Annotated in this window: 15 protein-coding genes and 2 pseudogenes; 1 reads left to right on the forward strand and 16 read right to left on the reverse strand. The window is 62.6% G+C overall.

The window, feature by feature from the left end; genetic code table 11:
* Window positions 1–37: 37 nt before the first annotated feature.
* Both nusA and rimP read right to left on the reverse strand, forming a co-directional pair.
* Window positions 38–1,633, reverse strand: a complete 1,596-nt coding sequence (gene nusA / locus AC0L15_RS12940; protein WP_473496456.1) for a transcription termination factor NusA — start codon at window positions 1,631–1,633, stop codon at window positions 38–40.
* Window positions 1,634–1,681: 48 nt separating this feature from the next.
* Window positions 1,682–2,326, reverse strand: coding sequence for a ribosome maturation factor RimP (rimP, locus tag AC0L15_RS12945; protein ID WP_128174033.1), 645 nt, complete (start codon window positions 2,324–2,326; stop codon window positions 1,682–1,684).
* Between the two features lie 321 nt (window positions 2,327–2,647).
* Here rimP and AC0L15_RS12950 point away from each other — a divergent pair, with 321 nt between their 5' ends.
* Window positions 2,648–2,812 (forward strand): hypothetical protein, encoded by a 165-nt coding sequence (locus AC0L15_RS12950; RefSeq protein ID WP_095517012.1) that lies wholly within the window; start codon window positions 2,648–2,650, stop codon window positions 2,810–2,812.
* Window positions 2,813–2,894: 82 nt separating this feature from the next.
* Here AC0L15_RS12950 and trmB read toward each other — a convergent pair whose 3' ends face one another.
* The 14 genes and pseudogenes from trmB to AC0L15_RS13020 all read right to left on the reverse strand — a co-directional run bounded on the left by trmB (window position 2,895) and on the right by AC0L15_RS13020 (window position 16,619).
* Window positions 2,895–3,596: a tRNA (guanosine(46)-N7)-methyltransferase TrmB gene (gene trmB / locus AC0L15_RS12955; protein ID WP_128185407.1), complete on the reverse strand. Its 702-nt coding sequence runs from the start codon at window positions 3,594–3,596 to the stop codon at window positions 2,895–2,897.
* 26 nt (window positions 3,597–3,622) lie between these two features.
* The gene (gene metK / locus AC0L15_RS12960; protein ID WP_210163894.1) at window positions 3,623–4,936 is read right to left on the reverse strand and encodes a methionine adenosyltransferase; all 1,314 of its coding nucleotides are present in this window, start codon (window positions 4,934–4,936) and stop codon (window positions 3,623–3,625) included.
* A gap of 328 nt (window positions 4,937–5,264) precedes the next feature.
* Window positions 5,265–5,684 carry a helix-turn-helix domain-containing protein gene (locus AC0L15_RS12965; RefSeq protein ID WP_023802110.1) on the reverse strand — a complete coding sequence of 140 codons (420 nt, stop codon included), beginning with the start codon at window positions 5,682–5,684 and terminating at the stop codon, window positions 5,265–5,267.
* A 140-nt stretch (window positions 5,685–5,824) separates the two neighbouring features.
* Window positions 5,825–7,417: an apolipoprotein N-acyltransferase gene (lnt, locus tag AC0L15_RS12970; protein ID WP_287248480.1), complete on the reverse strand. Its 1,593-nt coding sequence runs from the start codon at window positions 7,415–7,417 to the stop codon at window positions 5,825–5,827.
* A gap of 180 nt (window positions 7,418–7,597) precedes the next feature.
* Window positions 7,598–8,422 (reverse strand): annotated as a pseudogene (locus AC0L15_RS12975) (alpha/beta fold hydrolase).
* Between the two features lie 86 nt (window positions 8,423–8,508).
* Window positions 8,509–8,969 (reverse strand): annotated as a pseudogene (locus AC0L15_RS12980) (VOC family protein).
* A gap of 17 nt (window positions 8,970–8,986) precedes the next feature.
* On the reverse strand, window positions 8,987–10,060 hold the full coding sequence (locus AC0L15_RS12985) for a hemolysin family protein (protein WP_023802107.1): 1,074 nt from the start codon (window positions 10,058–10,060) through the stop codon (window positions 8,987–8,989).
* A gap of 27 nt (window positions 10,061–10,087) precedes the next feature.
* On the reverse strand, window positions 10,088–10,594 hold the full coding sequence (gene ybeY, locus AC0L15_RS12990; RefSeq protein WP_091600007.1) for an rRNA maturation RNase YbeY: 507 nt from the start codon (window positions 10,592–10,594) through the stop codon (window positions 10,088–10,090).
* A gap of 12 nt (window positions 10,595–10,606) precedes the next feature.
* Window positions 10,607–11,599, reverse strand: a complete 993-nt coding sequence (locus AC0L15_RS12995) for a PhoH family protein (protein ID WP_287305617.1) — start codon at window positions 11,597–11,599, stop codon at window positions 10,607–10,609.
* Window positions 11,600–11,682: 83 nt separating this feature from the next.
* Complete coding sequence (gene miaB / locus AC0L15_RS13000) at window positions 11,683–13,104, reverse strand: tRNA (N6-isopentenyl adenosine(37)-C2)-methylthiotransferase MiaB (RefSeq protein ID WP_023802104.1); 1,422 nt, start codon at window positions 13,102–13,104, stop codon at window positions 11,683–11,685.
* Window positions 13,105–13,203: 99 nt separating this feature from the next.
* Window positions 13,204–14,004 carry a lyso-ornithine lipid O-acyltransferase gene (gene olsA / locus AC0L15_RS13005; protein WP_023802103.1) on the reverse strand — a complete coding sequence of 267 codons (801 nt, stop codon included), beginning with the start codon at window positions 14,002–14,004 and terminating at the stop codon, window positions 13,204–13,206.
* 143 nt (window positions 14,005–14,147) lie between these two features.
* Window positions 14,148–14,642: a ribosomal protein S18-alanine N-acetyltransferase gene (gene rimI / locus AC0L15_RS13010; protein ID WP_023802102.1), complete on the reverse strand. Its 495-nt coding sequence runs from the start codon at window positions 14,640–14,642 to the stop codon at window positions 14,148–14,150.
* The gene (gene tsaB / locus AC0L15_RS13015) at window positions 14,642–15,331 is read right to left on the reverse strand and encodes a tRNA (adenosine(37)-N6)-threonylcarbamoyltransferase complex dimerization subunit type 1 TsaB (protein WP_023802101.1); all 690 of its coding nucleotides are present in this window, start codon (window positions 15,329–15,331) and stop codon (window positions 14,642–14,644) included. Before tsaB ends, rimI begins: the two co-directional genes overlap by 1 nt.
* A gap of 181 nt (window positions 15,332–15,512) precedes the next feature.
* Window positions 15,513–16,619 carry a DUF1513 domain-containing protein gene (locus tag AC0L15_RS13020; protein WP_287248588.1) on the reverse strand — a complete coding sequence of 369 codons (1,107 nt, stop codon included), beginning with the start codon at window positions 16,617–16,619 and terminating at the stop codon, window positions 15,513–15,515.

Consider the following 16,619-nt stretch of genomic DNA (forward strand, 5'->3'; position numbering starts at 1 on the left):
TCGTCCAAGGGCGGCTTGTGTGCGATGCGGTTTCACCTCACGCACCAACGGCGTCGTCAGCCGGCACGTCTTCGGCTGCAAGCTCGTCTTCGGTGATCCAGCCGGCCTTGAGGCGAGCAGCCAGAACCATCTGTTCAGCATCGGCCCGCGACACGCCGTGATTGGCGAGCACGCCCGGGAATACCTTCGTCTCGCCGTCCTTGCGTTCCTTCCAGCCGGTCAGATCATCGGCTGCATAGCCGGCGAAATCCTCGATCGTCTTCACGCCATCCTCGCCGAGCGTCACCATCATGGCGGTGGTCACGCCTGGAATCTCACGCAACTCGTCCTTGACGCCGAGCGCCTTACGCTTCTCGTCATGCTCGGCTTCGATCTTCTCCAGATATTCGCGGGCGCGAGCCTGGATTTCCGAGGCGGTGTCCTCGTCGAAGCCATCGATCGACGCGATCTCGTCGGCATCGACATAGGCGACTTCCTCGACGCTGGTGAAGCCTTCGGAGGCGAGCACCTGGCCGACCATCTCGTCGACGTTGAGCGCATCCATGAACAGAGCCGAGCGTTCGACGAACTCCTTCTGGCGTCGCTCGCTCTCTTCCTGCTCGGTCAGGATGTCAATATCCCAGCCGGTGAGCTGCGAGGCGAGCCGGACGTTCTGGCCGCGGCGGCCGATGGCCAGCGACAGCTGGTCGTCCGGCACCACGACCTCGATGCGTTCGGCATCCTCGTCGAGCACGACCTTGGCGACTTCCGCCGGCTGCAGCGCGTTGACGATGAAGGAAGCGGCCGAAGGCGACCACGGAATGATGTCGATCTTTTCGCCCTGCAATTCGCCGACCACCGCCTGAACGCGGCTGCCGCGCATGCCGACACAGGCGCCGACCGGATCGATGGAACTGTCACGCGAGATGACGGCGATCTTGGCGCGCGAACCCGGATCGCGGGCGACCGACTTGATCTCGATAATGCCGTCGTAGATTTCCGGCACTTCCATGGTGAACAGCTTCGCCATGAACTGCGGATGGGTGCGCGACAGGAATATCTGCGGACCGCGCTGCTCGCGGCGCACGTCATAGACATAGGCGCGGACGCGATCGCCATATTTGTAATTTTCGCGCGGGATCAGCTCGTCGCGACGGATTATCGCCTCACCGCGGCCGAGATCGACGATGACGTTGCCGTATTCGACGCGTTTGACAGTACCGTTGACGATCTCGCCGATACGGTCCTTGTACTCGTCGTACTGGCGGTCACGCTCGGCCTCGCGCACCTTCTGCACGATGACCTGCTTGGCCGACTGGGCGGCGATGCGGCCGAAATCCATCGGCGGCAGCTGTTCGGCAATGAAGTCGCCGAGCTGGGCGTCGGGATTGCGCTCACGCGCCGAGGATATGGCGATCTGCGTCGCATAGTCGTCGACCTTCTCCACCACTTCCATCAGCCGCTGCAGCTTCATCTCGCCGGTATTCGGATTGATGTCGGCACGGATGTTGGTTTCCTGGCCATAGCGCGAGCGCGCCGCCTTCTGGATCGCATCGGCCATGGCGGCGATGACGATCGACTTGTCGATCGACTTCTCACGCGCGACCGCATCGGCGATCTGCAGCAGTTCGAGCCTGTTTGCGCTTACAACCATCTTTTTTCTCCCGAGCTTGTTGCCGAGCCTTTGCGCCCGGCAGCCCAATCACATTTCCTGTTCGGTTTCATCTTCTACGCCCGCTTCTACGCTCTCTGGCGCGTCTTCGGGCTCGCCGCGGCGCTTCTTGGCTTCCTTGCGCGCCCTGTTGTCCTTCGACAGTGCGTCGCGGATAAGGTCGTCGGTCAGGATCAGCCGTGCTTCGGCAATCGAATCGTAGGGCACACGCACCGTCGGCTGTTCGCCATAGGCCGCCTTGTCGCGCTCGATCAGCACGCCGTCCGCGTCGCTCTCGGCGATCTTGCCCTTGAAGCGCTTGCGGTCGGCGACGAGGACCGAGGTTTCCATCTTCACCAGATGACCCGTCCAGGTCGCGAAATCCGACTTTCGGACCAGCGGCCGGTCGATCCCCGGCGACGACACTTCGAGATGATACGCCTTTTCGATCGGATCATCGACATCGAGCGCCGGCGACACCGCCCGGCTGACCTCTTCGCAATCCTCGACGGTCATGGTGCCGTCCTCGCGTTCGGCCATGATCTGCAGCGTCAGCCCGTTCTGGCCCGTCAGATGCACCCTGACAAGGCGGAAGCCAATGGCACGCAGAACCGGCTGCACGATCAGCGCGATGCGCGCATCGATGCCGCTTTCGCGGATGATGCGGTCGTCGCTGTCGGGTACCGTTGCCGTCATTCTATTCCTGTCGCTTCGTCGGCGGCCGGAAGGTAACAAAAAAGAGCGGGACCGGGTGGACCCACTCTTCGCCATACCGACCAAGAATTTGAGCCTGATATAGACGATCGCAGCCGTCGTTTCAAGTCCGCATGCAGTCCGTGTCGGTAAGCAGATGAATTGTCCGCATGCAGGGTGGGCGAAACTGTTGGGGGCGGCAGCGTTGCACAGGGCGCATGGCGGCCATGCGCCAACGTCCCTGTGATATCAGGCAGTACGCGCCTATCTATGCTGCGTTGCACAAAATCAATCACGCATTGCAGCAGGCGAAAGGGCATAATCATGACCAACCGCAAGGTTTTCTCGGCCATCGGCGATTTCTTCACCGTCTTCGGCAGCGCCGTCGCCGCTTCGCACGCCGTCGAAGCCGGCCGCAAGCCGCGCGCACGCGATCTGCGCAATCTCGGCATGGATCCGGCCGCCTTCAACAAGATCGGCCGCTTCTAAGTCTAAGTCCGGCGACGCATGGACGAGGACATCTCTGGTCCTCATCGACGTCAAAGCGCGCCTAGGCGCGCTTTGAATAGGACTATCTTCGGACGAAGGTGAGGTAGGCTGGCCGCCGGCCTTCGCGAACGGCCTTCGCCTCGTAGCGTGTACCCGGCCAACCCTTATAAGGCCGCTGCCAGTCGGCTGCCTCTTCAGCCTGCCACGCAAACGCTTCATGTGCCCGGCAGTGCAGCAGCGTCCAGTTCACATAGCTATCGATATCGGACGCAAAGCGGAATGTTCCGCCTGACTTCAGCACGCGCGCGAAACGGTCGAGATTGACCGGACTGACGAAGCGGCGCTTCCAGTGTTTCTTCTTCGGCCAGGGATCGGGATAGAGAAGGTCGATGCCGCCGAGCGAGGCTTGCGGGAGCCAGTCGAGCAGGCGCGTGGCGTCGTCGTCATAGACCCGAAGATTGGCAAGCGGCCGTTCCCTGACCGCCATCATCATCTTGGCCATGCCGTTGACGAAAGGCTCGACGCCGACAAAACCGGTCTCAGGAGCCGCCGTCGCCCGATGCAGCAGGTGCTCGCCGCCACCAAAACCAATTTCGAGATGAATGGCGCGGACATCGGCTTCGAACAGGCTGTGCAAGTCGGCCGGCGGTCCGGCCGTCAGATCAAGCCGGTAGGTGCTGAAACCGCTTTCCAGTGCCGCTGCCTGCTGCGGACGGATGGCCTTGCCGCGCCGGCGACCGAAAAATGCTTCGGTCGCACGGCTTGGCCGGTCTTTCGGATCCATGTCTTCCGGATCTATGGACGCCGCGGCTAGGCCGCGACTGCTTCGGCAGGCGCTTCGGCGAGTGCGTCCTTGAGAGCCTTGGCGAGGTCGGTCTTTTCCCAGGAGAAGGACCCGTCGCGGCCCGCCTTGCGGCCGAAATGACCATAAGACGACGTCTTGGCATAAATCGGCTTGTTGAGATCGAGATGGCGGCGGATGCCGGACGGCGACAGATCCATCACGGTGCGCAGCGCCTGCTCGAGCTTTGCCTCATCGACCCTGCCGGTGCCGTGCAGGTCGACATAGACCGACAGCGGCTGGGCCACGCCTATGGCGTAGGAAAGCTGGATGGTGCAGCGATCGGCGAGCTTCGCCGCCACCACGTTCTTGGCGAGGTAGCGGGCCGCATAGGCCGCGGAACGATCGACCTTGGTGGTGTCCTTGCCGGAAAAAGCCCCGCCGCCATGAGGCGCAGCACCGCCGTAAGTGTCGACGATGATCTTGCGCCCGGTCAGGCCGGCGTCGCCGTCGGGCCCGCCGATGACGAACTTGCCTGTCGGGTTGATGTACCAGTTGCAGCTGTCGGCGATCTTCAGGTCGCCCAGCGCCTCGCGAATATAGGGTTCGACGACGTTGCGGACCTTCTTCGAATCCCAGCTGGCGTCGAGGTGCTGGGTGGACAACACGATTTGCGTCACTTCCGCCGCCTTGCCGTCGATATAGCGGACGGTGACCTGGCTCTTGGCGTCCGGCCCGAGCCGGCCGGCATCGCCGTTGCCTTCATGGCGCGCGGCGGCCAGCAGTTCGAGGATCTTGTGGCTGTAGTAGATCGGCGCCGGCATCAGATCCGGGGTCTCGCGGCAGGCATAGCCGAACATGATGCCCTGGTCGCCGGCCCCTTCCTCGCCTTGCCGGTCGGAGGCATTGTCGACGCCCTGGCCGATATCCGGCGACTGGCCATGCAGCAGAACCTCGATCTTTGCCGTCTTCCAGTGGAAACCGGCCTGTTCATAGCCGATTTCGCGGATCGCCTTGCGGGCGGCCGACTTGAACTTGGCCGGATTGACGAGCGGATGACCGGCGGCATCCATCAGGATGTTGCCGGCCTTGTCCTTCTTGAGCAGGGTCTCGGGGACGCGCACCTCGCCGGCGATGACGACGCGATTCGTGGTCGCCAGCGTTTCGCAGGCGACGCGGACCTTCCAGGGGTCCATGCCGGTCTTTCTGGCCTCGCGATAGACCAGATCGACGATCTCGTCGGAGATACGGTCGCAGACCTTGTCGGGATGACCCTCGGCAACGGATTCCGAGGTGAATAGATAGTTTTGCCGCGTCACGGGTGTCCCCTCTTGAAAAATCATCGGCACGCTGCCGATTGGCGCGCCACGTGTTAGCTGTGCCGGGCAGCGCTCGTCAAGCGGTGGGCACCATTATCTTGTACCACTTTGACCGCCGGCAGGATGCCGCCAGCCTGCTTGGCTCCAGCACGTGCTTTAGCTTCAACACGTTGATGAGAAAGACTTTGAGCATGGCTGTCGAGCAAAATCGATCCGCCCTCCTGCATGCCTGCGGGATGTAAATTCCACGATGCGCGAGATCGCAAGAAATTGCCTGCCCCGCAATGACGGCTTCGCTATCTTCGACTTTTCAACGGCTACCCAATCAATCGACCCAGACCAATCTGCGTAATCAATCGACTGCGTCGGAGGAAAGGGCCTTTACAAGCTCGATAACCTTGCGGCGTATCTTCACGTCGGTGATCTTGACGAAGGCCCGGTTGAGTTGAAGACCTTCAGGACTGCCGCAGAATTCGACGGCAGAAGCCATTGATGCATCTTCGGCAAATCCGCGGTTGCCCACGGCCTCCTGGCCCGGCGCGTCCTCGAAAAAGAAAGCGACGGGCACACCCAGTATCGAGGCGATTGCCTGCAAACGGCTGGCGCCAACGCGATTGGTACCCTTTTCGTATTTCTGTATCTGCTGAAACGTTATACCGAGGTTCTCGCCCAGCTTTTCCTGGCTCATTCCCAACATATTGCGGCGAAGCCTGATGCGACTTCCGACATGGATGTCGATAGGATTCGGCTTCTTCTTGTTTTCTTCTGCCATTTTTTCCTCGCCGAATTTTTCCGGCTTTTTGTGTTTTTTCTGCCCAAAACGAAGCCGGCGGCCAGTGCCCCAACAGAACCGACGTGCTGACTTCGAGAAATTTCAGGCGGTTACAGTATGAGTTTCTAATGTGTCGACTGTCAATTCGCCCGTAGCCGTTGCCTTACATTCATTGTGAAAGCGGCGAGCGCGAACAGCAACATGATCATCAGTCCATTAATGCGTCTTTGGCTGGAAGAAACGATGGCTCGATTGGAAATCGGCACGTGGACATCGATGGCTCCGCGGGCGTCGATCGCCAGCGCGTCGAGGATGTGTCCGCGCGGATCGACGACAGCGGAAATGCCGTTATTGGCTGCACGCAACAATGGCACCCCGTTCTCCACCGCACGAATCTGCGCCTGCCTGAAATGCTGGTACGGACCCGGCGTGTCACCGAACCACGCGTCGTTCGTGACATTCACAATAAGCTCAGCTGACGTTGCGTCAACCGCCACCAGATCGGGAAAGATGACTTCGTAGCAAATGAACGGAAGCACGCGGATGCCGCCGGGCAACGCGATCGGGTGCCGCTCATTGCCCGCCGCGTAGGTTGTCGGCCCGGCGACTAGTTGTTTGAGTCCCAAGCGGCCAAGCAGGTCGGCAAAAGGCAGATATTCGCCAAAGGGCACCAGATGAACCTTGTCGACTGCATCGGCGAATTGACCCTTGTCGTCGATCGCCACCACCGAATTGTAGTACCGCCTGTCGGCATCATCCGCCGACCCGCCTTCCTCCCGGACGACGCCGGCGATCAGCGTCTGGCCGTCGCCAAGCATCTCTCCCAGCGCGGTCAGCGCATCGGGACGTTCGGCGAAAAAAAACGGCACGGAGGTTTCCGGCCACAGGATCAATTGCGGCTTGGCATGACCAGTCTCTGGCGCCTTGGCCGAAAGCCCCATCAGTGTAGCGAAAATCCGGTCGGGCACTGAAGGGTCCCACTTTTCGCTGAGGTCGACGGCCGGCTGCACGATGCGGACGTCGATTGCGCGGGTTGCGGGTTCGACCTTGGCAGCAAGCCTGACATAGCCGAAGCCGACATGGGCCGCGACGAGAACGGCAGCCAGTGCACCCCCAAGGCGGATATGCCGGCGCGCCGCAAGCAGGGCCGGCAAGGCAAAGACGAAGACCGCCAGCGCGTTGATGCCGACCATGCCGGTCACCGACACGCTCTGCATAAGCAAGGGCACCGGCATCGCCGCGTAGCCGACGGCATTCCAGGGAAAGCCGGTGAACAGAAAGTCGCGCAGCCATTCCGCCAAGCCGAAGCCGAAGGCAAGGGCGGCGATGCGGCCGATGTCGTTGCTCCACAGCAGCCGGGCAACCGCTGTCGCGAAGCCATAGAAAAAGGCGAGCGCCAGCGGAATTCCGACCACTGCGAAGGGAAGCGCCCATGCGAAACTGTCGGCCTCGACTAGGAGTGCTGAGCCGATCCACCACAATCCGGCGAGAAAATAGCCGAAGCCGAACCACCAGCCGACGGCGAAGGCCGGCCGCAAATGCCGGAACCAGCCATCGGAGGCTTCGCCGGTTGCGCCGTCGAGGAGCCAGACCAGCAGCGGAAACGAAACGAAACAGACGGCGAAGAAATCATAAGGCGCCTGGGCAAGAACCGCCAGCGCACCGGCAAGAAACGCCACAAGCGCGCGGCGCCAGCCCCACAGCAGAATTATCCGGCCGGCCAGGCGCTTCATCGATGCTTCCGAGTCGTGCGAATCACGGCAGAAGATTTATCAGGCCGCAGTCCACGCTCCAAACGGCCATGCTTCAGCCAGACTGCCGGATTAGGTCTGCTGGATAGGTGGGGCGACTGACGCCGGCAAGATAAGTGTCGCATGTGAATTGTCGCGCAGACCGCACGTGCCGGTGTATCACTATAATGCGCGTGATAGAAATGCGTTCAGCCGCTCCAGCACGAGATCCGGGGCTTCGAGCTGAGGCAAGTGACCGACGCCAGGTAATGTTTCGAACGATGCCTGCGGGATCAGCGTATGAAGCGCTTTGCCTCGCTCCAGCGGGATCCATGGATCGTCCTTGCCCCAAATTATCTTTACCGGACACCTGATATCACCGAACGCCGGCTCGACTTCGGCGGTATATTTTTCGTCGGCTTGCGCGAATTGCCGATAGAAGCTTCCTCGTCCCTCCTCGGCAAGCCACGGCTCGACAAGTTTCTCGAAATCTCCGGGCGCGATGTCATTTACGATCGCCCCCTTGATATATGCTTCCACGAGCGCTCTGTGGATATGCGGCGGCAGGCCCAGAAAGGCATCCACATGGCGACCGACATGATCGAAGAACTCCGATCCCCAAGGGCGCATGGCGACGACATTCATCAGGACTTACCGCTCGAAGTCGCAGCCATGCAGCAAATGCGCCCGTAGCGTCGTCGCTCCGCCGAAATCATGGGCAACAACGGTGGGCTGCTCAAGGTCCCAATGCGCGAGCATCTCGGCGAATACTTCTCCTTGCACATCGAGTGAGGTGCGCTGCTCCGCGCCTTTGTCGGATCGCCCGTATCCGGGCATATCGTACCAGTGGACACGATACCGCCTTGCAAGATCTGGAATAATCCGATGCCATGAGAACGAAGACCACGGCCAGCCGTGAGCCAGCACAAGCGCGGGTCCACTACCAAATTGACCCGCTGCCACAGCGCCCGCGGATGTTTCCACGGTCTCATCGAGTTTCCACGACATCAGACATTCTCCTAGTACTCAGGACAGCGTCCGAATTGGTTCGCAAACCATGTAGTTCGAGACCGCTTCCCACCCATTGCTGAAATTCAGCCCGAGGATTCTAGTCGGTGCCAGCCTTCAATCTGCAGATCGCCCAGCCGTTCAGCCTCCTCGCATGGAACAACGCGTACGGTCTGGGAAAATGTCCAGACGTGACCTTCAGGATCGCACGCCCTGTACTGCCGTTCACCGTAAAACTGGTCAGCCGGCTCCTGGACGATCTCGGCTCCCGCCGTAGGCCGTCCTTGAGGCGCACATAAACCGACTGCGTGTTCTTGCCGGCGACCGACGCGGGACTGGCTAAATGGTCGGCCCATTCGGAATCGACGATCATATAGCCGTCACCGAACCGCATCTCGGAATGGACGAGCCTGTCATCAGCGTCGCTGACCACCATGCTCGGCTCGAAGCCGAAAGCCTTTTCAAGCCAGATCAAGGCGGCGCGCGGATTCCTGTAGAATATGCCGGAGCCCAAGGTTGAGCGCTTGAACGGATCGTCGACCATCATCGGGCGAGCGGCGTCTTTCAAGCCTGCTCGGCGCGGACGGCGCGCCGCCGGCGCTCGCTTTTCTGGGTCTCCACGATGCGCACACGCTTGACGCGGCGTGGATCGGCGTCGAGCACATGGAATTCGAAGCCGGGGATGGCCTGCACCACTTCGCCGCGTGCAGGGACCCGGCCAAGCGTGTTGAAGATCATGCCGCCGATCGTGTCGACATATTCGCCATGCTCGCCGGCGGCAAAATCCTCGCCGATCATCTTGGCGACATCGTCGATCTCGGCCTTGCCGTCGACGACGAACACGCCCTCGCCGGTCTGGGTGATCATCGGCTCGTCCTCGTCGTGCTCGTCCTCGATGTCGCCGACCACCATCTCGACGATATCCTCGAGCGAGACCAGACCATCGGTGCCGCCATATTCGTCGATGACCAGCGCCATCTGGGTGCGCATCGCCTGCATGCGCCCCATCAGGTCGGAGGCGAGCATCGACGGCGGCACGAAAAGCACCGGGCGGATCAGGGTCAGGTCGCCGATGGTGCGCGTGAGATCGACCTTGGCGAGATCGAGAAGCGTGGCAGGGGCGGCTTTCCTGGTCGTCCTGCTCTTTCTGACGCGGGCCAGCTTGGTGATGTGAGCGAGCACGTCGCGGATGTGGACCATGCCACGCGGGTCGTCGAGCGTCTCCGAATAGACCGGCATGCGGGAATGGCCGGACTGCTCGAACAGTCCCAGAAGATCGCCCAGGTTCGTCGTGATCTCGACGGCCTCGATGTCGGCGCGCGGCACCATGACATCCTCGACGCGAACCTCGCGCAGGCGCAGAATGTTGTTGAGCATGGCCCGTTCGCCGGGCGAAAAGGCGCCGGCATCGCTCGCCGTTTCGGCAAGCGCGTCGGCGATCTCCTCGCGCAGGCTGGTGCCGTTGCGCTGCCTGAACAGGCCGAGCACGCGATCGAACAGGGAAGGACCGGCAGGCGATGGCTCGCTGGCGAAGCTGCCGGTCGTGGTACTCGGACTAGAGTCCTCTTCCGTCTGTTCGGATGGCTTGGTCGCACTGCCGGCGTCTGGGTGGGCGGCAGTCTCTGGTTTGTCGTTCATCGTCGTCCGGTCATTTGATCTTTTTAGTTACGCGTAGGGATCGGGAATGGCAAGCCTTGCAAGTGCTGCGCGTTCGACGGCTTCCATTTCTTCGGCCTCGGCGTCGGTCTCGTGATCGTAGCCCAGCAAATGCAGCAGGCCATGGATGACGAGATGGGTGATATGGTTGTCGACAGGCTTGTCTTCCAGTGCGGCTTCCCGCGCGACCGTCTCGGCGGCCAGCACAATGTCGCCGAGCATGGGCGGCAGCGGACGGCCCTTGGCGAGCGGAAAAGCCGGGAAAGACAGGACGTTGGTCGGTTTGTCCTTGCCGCGCCATCCCGCATTGAGACTGCGGATGTGGGCATCGTCAGAAAAAACGATGCTGAGCTCGGAACGGCCGGCCGCGCCGGTTTCGGCAAACGCGGCGGCAACGGCGCGATCGACCAGCCGCGTCAGCGCGGCCTCATCGGGCCAGTCGCCCGCTTCGACTGCTATATCGATGTCGACGGGGACCGGAAGATCCCCGCCTACAGATTTTTTGTCCTCAGCCATAAGGCTGCATCTTCAGCCTTCGGCGCCCAGGCCCCGGGCCAGCTTGCCGTCGCGGTCGTAGGCCTTGACGATCTCGGCGACCAGCGGATGCCTGACGACGTCGCCTTCGTTGAAGCGCACCGTCACCATGCCGGTGACGCCGTCGAGGATCCTGAGCGCCTCGACCAGACCGGATTTGGTGTTTTGCGGCAGGTCGATCTGGGTCGGATCGCCGGTGACGATCATGCGCGAATTCTCGCCGAGACGGGTCAGGAACATCTTCATCTGCATCGGCGTGGTGTTCTGCGCCTCGTCGAGGATGACGGCGGAGTGCGCCAGCGTGCGGCCGCGCATGAAGGCCAGCGGCGCGATCTCGATCACCTCGGCGGCAATCGCCCGCTCGACCTTGTCGGCCGGCATCATCTCGTAAAGCGCGTCATAGAGCGGCCGCAGATAGGGATCGACCTTCTCCTTCATGTCGCCGGGCAGGAAGCCGAGCCGCTCGCCGGCCTCGACGGCAGGCCGCGACAGCACGATGCGCTCGACCATGCCACGTTCGAGCAGCATCGCCGCATGCGCCACCGCCAGGAAGGTTTTTCCAGTGCCAGCCGGGCCGATGCCGAAGACGAGCTCGGACCGCTCCAGCGCGCGCATATAGGCGTCCTGGTTGAGCGAGCGGGCATAGATCGTCTTCTTGCGCGTCGATATCTGGGCGGCTGACACCTTGCCCTTGCGCTCCAGCGTCGGCAGCGTCAGCTGGTCGTCGGCGGCGATCGCCATGCGCACGGCGCCGTCGACGTCCGACTGGCCGATGTCAGCGCCTTTCTGGAGAATGCCGTAGAGATTATCCAGGGCGCGGCGCGCCTGCTCGGCGGCCGAGGCGGAGCCCTTGATGGTCAACTGGTTGCCGCGCGAGCGGATATCGACGCCAAGCTTCTGCTCGAGCCTGGCCAGATTCTCGTCGAACTGGCCATAAAGGGCGCTGGCAAGCTTGTTGTTGTCGAAAGTCAGAACGATGTGCGCCATATCCGAAGCCCCCGATGGTAGGTTCTGGGGCAGGTTCTTCACTTCCGCAGCGCTCAACCGTCTCTCCTCATCTGCCGAGACCTTCAGGCCAATTCGGCGAACAGGCTGTTGTAACCCGTCTTCGTGATTCGTACCTGGATAATCTCACCGATTTCGCCGGACTTTTCATCAACAATAACCGGCTGCAGCCACGGTGAGCGGCCGACCTTCTGGCCAGCCTGGCGGCCCGGCTTCTCGATCAGCGTGTCGATGGTGCTGCCGACCAGGCTGGCGCCGAACTCCTGCTGCTGGGTCAGCAACAGCGCCTGCAGTCGCTGCAGGCGCTCGTCCTTGACCGCTTCCGGCACATGATCGGCCATTTCCGCGCCCGGCGTGCCGGGGCGCGGCGAATATTTGAACGAGAAGGCCGAGGCATAGTTCACCTGGTGGACAAGGTCCATCGTCGCCTCGAAATCCGCATCCGTCTCGCCGGGAAAGCCGACAATGAAGTCGCCCGAAAGCGCGATATCGCTCCGTGCGGCGCGGATCCGGTCGAGCAGCGTCAAGTAATCTTTTGCCGTATGCCTGCGGTTCATCGCCTTGAGGATGCGGTCGGAGCCGGATTGCACAGGCAAATGCAGATAGGGCATCAGCGCCGGCAAGTCACGGTGAGCGGCGATCAATTCGTCGTCCATGTCGCGCGGGTGGCTGGTGGTGTAGCGCAACCGCGCCAGCCCGGGAATCTCGGCCAGCCGGAACAGCAGGCGGCCAAGACCCCATTCCACGGTCTTGCCCCCTTTGGCTTCGCCTTCGCCGTGCCAGGCATTGACGTTCTGTCCAAGCAGCGTCACCTCGCGCACGCCGGCTTGCGCCAGTCGCTCGGCCTCGGCGACGATCTGCGCCACCGGCCGCGACACTTCCGAGCCTCTGGTATAGGGCACCACGCAGAAGGTGCAGAACTTGTCGCAGCCTTCCTGCACCGTCAGGAACGCGGTGACGCCGCGCCTGATGATCTCGGCGCGCTTCGGCTGCGGCAGATGCTCGAACTTGTCTTCGATGGCGTAGTCCGTCTCGACGATCTTTTCGCCGCCGCGCACCCGTGCCAGCACGTCGGGCAGCCGATGATAGGTCTGCGGGCCGATGACCAGATCGACAGAAGGCGAGCGGCGGATGATCTCGGAGCCCTCGGCCTGCGCCACGCAGCCGGCGACGCCGACCAGCATCTCGCGGCCGGCCCGAGCCCGTTCGGCCTTCATCTCACGAATGCGGCCGAGTTCGGAATAGACCTTTTCGGCGGCTTTCTCGCGGATATGGCAGGTGTTGAGCAGCACCAGATCGGCCTCGCCGATCGCATCCGTCGCAGTATAGCCGTCGGCGGCCAGCGCGTCGGTCATGCGCTGCGAATCGTAGACGTTCATCTGGCAGCCATAGGTCTTGACGAAGACCTTCCGGCTCGCGGCAGGCGGCGCGACCGCAGTTTCGGTCGCAGTATCGATGTCGTCCCGTTCGATCGTGTTCAATTCCATCTGGCGGCTTCTAACGCCTTTCCCCGACAAAAAACAGACGATTCTGCCTTACAGCGCCGCGCCTCCTTTGGACGCGCAAAGCGCTGGAGCTTTTCCGGCTTACCGGCTCGGGCGCGGATCGGCGAGCGCCGCCTGCACCATATCACGCACCTGACTTTCCATCAGCCTGGCCGTTTCCTTGCGCCTGGAGCCCTTGGAGAAGGCGACCGGCTCGCCGAAATGCACTTCGACATCGAGCCCGCCCTCCGCCATCAGCACCTTGAGATGCGGCATCAAATCCTCGTCGCCGATCCAGGCGGCAATCGGCCGGTGCCTGCGGCCGAGCGGCACGCCGTGCAGGCGCGTATAGACGATCGCCACCGGCTGGATGAAGACCGTTTCGGCCGCCCCTTCCGAAATCGCCATCGAGGCGGCGCCGAACAGCGTGCTCTTGAACGGCAAGATCATGTTGCCGTCGCTGGTCGAACCTTCGGCAAACAGCACCATGGCGTCGCCCTTGGCCATGCGGCTGGCGATCTCGCTCGCCTGGTCGCCCGACGAACGTTTGCGCTCGCGCTCGATGAAAACGGTGCGCTGCAGCTTCGACAACATGCCGATCAACGGCCAGCCGGCCATGTCGGCCCTGGCGATGAACGTCACGTCGGCCATCGACCCCAGCACCATGATGTCGGTCCATGAAACGTGGTTCGACGCAACCAGTAACGGGCGCTGATTGGACAAGGTCCCCTTGACGTGGATGCGCATGCCGAGCGCCCGGATGATGAGCCGGTGCCAGATCTTCAGGATGAACGTCTCGCGCCACAGGCCGGTCTTCATCGACAGGATCTGCAACGGCACGAGGATCAACGAGCCTGCGACAACGAGGCCCAGCGCCAGGAAAATCCTGATTTTTCCGATCATTCGCTCTTGGCCCTGTCCCGAGTTCTGGCTAGAGCGACGCGTCCAACTGGACGTCCAAGCACGCTCTAGCGCTTTTTAATCTGCGCATCTCAACCTGCGCATCGTGCTTTCCGAGAATCGGTTCCGATTTGGGGGCCGATGCGCTAGCGAAGATCGCGGCGCATGACAAGCGCTCCGGTCGGGCCGTGCTCGGGCGATCTGTAGTAGTTGGCACGTTTGCCGACCTCGCGGAATCCCAGCCGCCGATAGAGCGCGATCGCGGCGACGTTGGTCTCGTCGACCTCGAGGAAAAGCGCCTCGGCGCGTTGCGCATGCAGTTCGCGCAGCACCGCATCCATCAGTTGCCAGCCAAGGCCCTGGCGGCGATGGGAGCGCGCCACCGCGACAGTCAGGACCTCGCCTTCGCCGGCCGCCAGGCGCGCCAGCACGAAACCGACCGGCGGCTTGGCACCCTGGCCGGTCTCGCGCGCGGCATAGCCGAACACCGTGTCCTGCTCGATCAGCGCGGCGAATTCGTCATCACTCCACGGCCGGACGAAATCCTCGCGATGCAGCACCGACAGGGCCGCACTGTCGGCGACCGTCAGCGGCTCGAGCGCAAAGTCCCTGCGGCGCGGCTGGAGGAAAGGAATGCGCATCAGTTTTTCTTCCCGGCTTTCTTCCTGGACAGGATAAACCCGGCCTGCGGCTTGGCGTCAGCTCCGCGCAGATAAAGCGGTTTCGGCTTTTCGCCTTCACTCTTGGTAGCGGCCAGCCGGGCATAGATTGCGATATCCGTAGTGGCGCTTGTCGGGCCGACGTCGAAGGCGCGCCCGGCCGATGCAGCAATTTGCGTGGCCGCGGTGCCGGCCAGAACCGGAAACCCGTCAACCGCCATGGCGGCGGCTTGCGAAAGCGTGGCCACCGCGGGACCATAAATCAAAACGGATGCTTCGTCGTAAAGCGCTGCATGGATCTCCTCGCGGCCGGCGTCGAGCGCGGCCAGCACGGCGCGGCCGGGAAATGTCTCTTTCGCCTGCGCCGCCAGCGCTTCCAGCGTCGTCACCCCGATTGCCGGGATTTTCAGCGCCAGCGCCAGGCCCCGCGCCGCCGAGACGCCGACGCGCAGGCCGGTGAAGGAGCCCGGGCCGGTGGAGACAGCGATGGCGCCAAGACCGGCATAGTCGGTGCCGCCGGTCGTCAACGCCTCTTCGATCACAGCCATCAGATGTTCGGCATGGCCCTTGCCGAGATCGAGCACCGAGCGGCCGAGTTCCTTCCCGGCCGCCGCGTCGTAGACACAGGCGGCGCACAGATTGGCGGCACAATCGATGGCAAGCAACTTCATGAGACGGCCGGTTGGCAGCGCCCGCTTGGGGCACAGGGGGTTCGAAAGACAATTTCCCTGTGCCTGCCATGGCTCGTCCCTGCAAGGGGATAATGCATAAATCGTTTGGCGGCTTCGCTTCGACCTCGCCCAAAAAGAGGTAACTCTCGGCGACCACAACCGTCAATTAACCAGTGCCGCACTATGCGGCCTGGTCGATGCGCAGCATGTGATTGTCCCAGACATAGTCCGGCTCGGACCGTGTCGCGCCGCCGGCTTGGGCTATCTGCCCCGTGCCGGTCGTCGCCATGAAGCTCGCCCCGTCAGGCGCCACGCCGCAGACCTCGGCCAGTGCGCTGGTGGCGACGATCCGGCCGCTGGCCGCATCGATGATGGCAAGCGAGTTGCCTTCCGGCGAGGACACCGCGACGGTACCGGCAGCAGGGTTGGCGGCGACCGAGCCGATGTAATTCCTGAAGCCGGACAGCACGTCCTGCGGCATGTCGAGCAGTTGCAGAGCCTTGCCGCGCGCGGCGCGGCCGACCAGCAACGGACGATCGCCGCCCGGCCCCCTGTACTGGCAGCCGAACCAGACCGCGCCGGATTTGTCGGTATCCATATGCCGGATCGAAAGCTGGTGCAGCGCCGGCGGCAATTCGTGCTTTTCGACAAGGTCGCCGGTAAGGCGGTCGACCAGCACATAAGATGGCTTCATCGTCGCGATGTTGAGCTCGGCGCGGCCATAATCGGGATGCGTCTCGATGCCGCCATTGGCGACGGCAATCGTCCTGCCATCGCCGAGCAGCAGCAGCTCGTGCGGACCCATGCCATAGGTCGGGAACTCGCCAACGCGCTTGAATTTCGCACGCGTGTCATAGACGCCGACCACGCCGGCGGCATTGTCGAAATCGTTCTCGGTGGCGTAGAGCAGCGCACCGTCGGTCGAAAACACGCCGTGGCCGAAGAAATGCCGGCCACTGATGCTGGCAATGGTCAGCGGCTCGTCGCGGCCGGTATGGTCGAACACAACCGCGAAAGTGCCGGGCTGCCTGGCAAAGACCACCGAGCGTTTCGACAGCGGATCGAAGGTGACGTCGTGACCGCGGGCGGGCAGGTCGATGGCATGCAGCACCTTGCCGGCCTCGGACAGGATCGCCGCGCCATAGCTGCCGTCGCGCTTGACGAAAGCGGTGGCGAAGACGGCGTCGGCGGCAAGCGTCTTCGCCCATGCCGACGGCGACATCGCGGCAACAAAGCCTGCCCCGGCAGCCCTCAGGAAGTCGCGGCGGTCGATCAGCGACGTTTTCAG

This window comes from Mesorhizobium sp. WSM4846 (assembly GCF_055811415.1).

Coding starts and splice junctions, on each gene's coding strand:
- miaB (WP_023802104.1), bottom strand. CDS start 13,104: ATGGAATTGAACACGATCGAACGGGACGACATCGATACTGCGACCGAA.
- rimP (WP_128174033.1), bottom strand. CDS start 2,326: ATGACGGCAACGGTACCCGACAGCGACGACCGCATCATCCGCGAAAGC.
- olsA (WP_023802103.1), bottom strand. CDS start 14,004: ATGATCGGAAAAATCAGGATTTTCCTGGCGCTGGGCCTCGTTGTCGCA.
- nusA (WP_473496456.1), bottom strand. CDS start 1,633: ATGGTTGTAAGCGCAAACAGGCTCGAACTGCTGCAGATCGCCGATGCG.
- trmB (WP_128185407.1), bottom strand. CDS start 3,596: ATGGATCCGAAAGACCGGCCAAGCCGTGCGACCGAAGCATTTTTCGGT.
- tsaB (WP_023802101.1), bottom strand. CDS start 15,331: ATGAAGTTGCTTGCCATCGATTGTGCCGCCAATCTGTGCGCCGCCTGT.
- AC0L15_RS12965 (WP_023802110.1), bottom strand. CDS start 5,684: ATGGCAGAAGAAAACAAGAAGAAGCCGAATCCTATCGACATCCATGTC.
- AC0L15_RS12985 (WP_023802107.1), bottom strand. CDS start 10,060: ATGAACGACAAACCAGAGACTGCCGCCCACCCAGACGCCGGCAGTGCG.
- AC0L15_RS12950 (WP_095517012.1), top strand. CDS start 2,648: ATGACCAACCGCAAGGTTTTCTCGGCCATCGGCGATTTCTTCACCGTC.
- rimI (WP_023802102.1), bottom strand. CDS start 14,642: ATGCGCATTCCTTTCCTCCAGCCGCGCCGCAGGGACTTTGCGCTCGAG.
- lnt (WP_287248480.1), bottom strand. CDS start 7,417: ATGAAGCGCCTGGCCGGCCGGATAATTCTGCTGTGGGGCTGGCGCCGC.
- AC0L15_RS12995 (WP_287305617.1), bottom strand. CDS start 11,599: ATGGCGCACATCGTTCTGACTTTCGACAACAACAAGCTTGCCAGCGCC.
- metK (WP_210163894.1), bottom strand. CDS start 4,936: ATGATTTTTCAAGAGGGGACACCCGTGACGCGGCAAAACTATCTATTC.
- ybeY (WP_091600007.1), bottom strand. CDS start 10,594: ATGGCTGAGGACAAAAAATCTGTAGGCGGGGATCTTCCGGTCCCCGTC.